Annotated in this window: 2 protein-coding genes; both read right to left on the bottom strand. The window is 45.8% G+C overall.

Translation table 11 applies throughout. From position 1 onward, the window contains the following. Positions 1–1,955: phytase (locus tag NWQ57_RS11620; protein ID WP_306022314.1), on the bottom strand; the 1,955-nt coding region annotated here is incomplete at its 3' end. A 2-nt stretch (positions 1,956–1,957) separates the two neighbouring features. After that, positions 1,958–2,905: a tartrate-resistant acid phosphatase type 5 family protein gene (locus tag NWQ57_RS11615; RefSeq protein WP_306022315.1), complete on the bottom strand. Its 948-nt coding sequence runs from the start codon at positions 2,903–2,905 to the stop codon at positions 1,958–1,960. Positions 2,906–3,033: the final 128 nt, after the last annotated feature.

Genomic DNA, 3,033 nt, shown 5'->3' with positions numbered 1-3,033 from the left:
TTTATCCAGCCTTGGATTACGTTTGCAATCATACTGCCACTGACTAATTTAAAGTTTTGTGTGTCGCTGGGCATTACGTTGTGGCCGTCTTGCGCCACCATCAATCCTTGCGGAAATTGTGGGCCCAGCGGGGTTGATACTATTTCTATACCATCTGTTTCGGATACGCCGTCGATCATTTTGTCTAAGTCCATGGCGATCTGAAAGCTGCCTAAATAGCGATTGTTGTCTTCAAGGGCAAATACCGCATAGCTGTTGTTACCTTGGCTGGAGGCAATTAAATAGCGTTGTTTGTTCATCTGATAGATGGCGAGGCCTTCAACATCAGCTACAAAGTTATCTGCTAAAGGCGCAATCAGCACTGGCATGCTTTTAGTCGGCATGGCCGGTACTTGCCAAATACCGACTGCTTCTTCACCAAAGTATAACTGCCCACTGTTATCGTCTGCCACGCAGCCTTCGGGTTGGCTGGCGACGTTAAATTCACGTACCAGTGTGCCGTCAATCTTGCCATTATTAGTATTGAGCTTGTATTGCTGAAAACGGCCATTGGTGTCATTCACAAACACATAGTAGTGGTTGTTTGATTGATACATACATAAGCCGTAGGTGTCGTCTAAGTCGGTAGGGATGTCACTTAACCAACTGACTTCACCCGTAGCAGGGGCGATGGCAAACAAGCTGAGGCTTTTGTTGCTGCGGTTGCTGGCGGCAGCAATATCAATGGTTTGGCCATTAAGCGTAAAACCATAACGCACATCAACATTATTAACGCGGCCCATATCCAATTGTTGCAGCAGTTTGCCTTGTAGGTCATGTACCATCAAACCACGCTTTTTATTGGTGGCCAAAATACGGCTTTGTCCTGGATGCTGGCGGTTAACCCAAATGGCAGGATCATCGGCAGCATCGCCCGACGTGCCTACCGGTGTGGTTTCTGCCGCAGGGAGTACTTGGCTAAATACCTGATGAGTCGCTGTACCTTTAGGCAAAGTGATATCTATCTTGGCGTGATAGTAACCACCACTTTCGTCGTCGAATAAACCGATGTTTAAGCCTTGCTCAGTGCTAAGGGCGACGGCACTTTCTACCGCTTGAGCTTGCTTGAGCGGATAGAAGCTTGCTGATTTAGCCTGCGCTGGATCAATAATCCATATGCCCTGTTGCTCTGGTGTGCTAACCAATAAGCTGCCATTGTCGAGTACATTAACTGAGGTGACCTCACCCTCTAGTTGACCAAATTCACCGGTCGCTGCAACAAGCTCACGTTGCAATTCGGCTTCAGGATCAGCCGAATAGCGCCACACGCCAATGTTGCTTTCAACCAGGTAAAGAACATCACGCTTATCATCCACGGCACAGGATTTAATTTCGGGTACACCCACAAAATCACGCAATAGCACATCACTGATGCCTTGTTGATTTCCGTCTACCACAATGCGCTGGCTTACTTTGCCCTGTTCGTCAGCCATAAACAGTGCGGTATGGCCTTGGGGCATGGTGTACCAACATAAGGTTTCGATGGCGGCGCTGGGTTTAATGGTCGTTAGTAAGCTAAATTGCAGGGTTTGCCAATCTAAGCCTAGGATCAGCACCTGGCCATTTTCTTTGTTGCTGGTGGCGATTAAGCCAAGTTTTTTGCCATCAAGGCTCACATTATCGCGCCAATCAAGCGCTTCCATGGAGCCTGCAAAGTGGCTAAGCGTTTGGCCTTGTTCATCAGTGAGCAGAATACCTTGCTCTTCACTGGTCAGTAGCCAATAGCTTTGCTGTTGATGTTTTATCGGAAACGCCACTTTGCCTTTTATATTGTTATTCACCTCAAAAGGTGTCATTTCAAGAGCATTATTTGACTTTAAACTGACTGCCATGCGGTTGTCAGCTAGGTCGTTATTTACCTGACATCCGGCGAGTAAGCAGGGCACTAAAAGGGCGGTAAGTAGACTTTTTTTCATCATTAGTCCTTATTGATTTTGTATTGATACAGCACGTTGCCAGTGCTGCTTATAAATTGGGTAACTAAGGTATTTTGGTTAACAGATACTGCCGCAAAACCTGCCGTTGATTGGGCAAACTTGGCAAATTCACTTTGTTTAACGGGCCGAACTTCAGAGCCTGCACCTGAGACAAAATGAGCTACAGTCGTGCCTTTGGGCTGATTATGTTGTAGGTCGTGTTCGTGACCAGCGTAATAGGCATCCACATGGTATTTTTCAAAAATCGGCTCAAGCACTTGGCGAATGCCATCGGTTTCACCATAACGTTTGCCGCTTGAATATAAAGGGTGATGCCCAATCACTATTTTCCACTTAGCCTGAGATGTTGACAGTTTATGCTCTAACCAAACTAATTGTTTTGGCCCATCTTGTTTTTGGGTTTCAGCGTATTTGGCTTCATTTTTATATTCTGGGTTTAAAGGATTGGTATCTAAAAACACCAACAATACAGATTGCCCACCTTTTAGCTCAAAATTAAGAGCGTAATAGGGAGCAGGCATGTTCCAGCGGCGGCTAATATTGCTGTAGTCGATTTGCGCTTGCCAGTTACCGCGGTAATCGTGGTTGCCTAGCGTGGCATACCATTCTTCAAATAAGTGCGGGCCTGTGTAAATGGCTTCATACGAGCTATACCAGTAGGGATCATTGACTGAAGCGATGCCGTTTGAATAAAAATTATCGCCGGTGGTCACAATAAAATCGCCGTCCATTTGTTCCATGGTGATGTCCATCCACTTAGCCACAGCGCGTTGCTCATAGTGGCCATTACGGCCCCAGTCGCCTAACACTAAAAAATTTAGGCTTTTGGGTGTCGTGCTTAATTGCTCAATGTGATGTTGTTGGTAGTAGGCTTCGTCGTAGATTTCTTGGGCTTGTGATTGACCGCTGCAGAGTAATAAAGCGGCCATAAAAACGGCTTGTAATCTTATGCAATGCAAAATTGAGCGGGGTAAAATCATGATTTTCTCCGTTAATACTTAAACAGCTAAACGCGCCAATTAATGGCACGTTATTGTTTGTAAATAAAGCTGGGTTT

Origin of the sequence: Paraglaciecola sp., assembly GCF_030730205.1 — a bacterium.
Taxonomy (GTDB): domain Bacteria; phylum Pseudomonadota; class Gammaproteobacteria; order Enterobacterales; family Alteromonadaceae; genus Paraglaciecola.
Note: the sequence above shows the minus strand (reverse complement) of the source record. Positions and strands in the feature narration are given on the sequence as shown.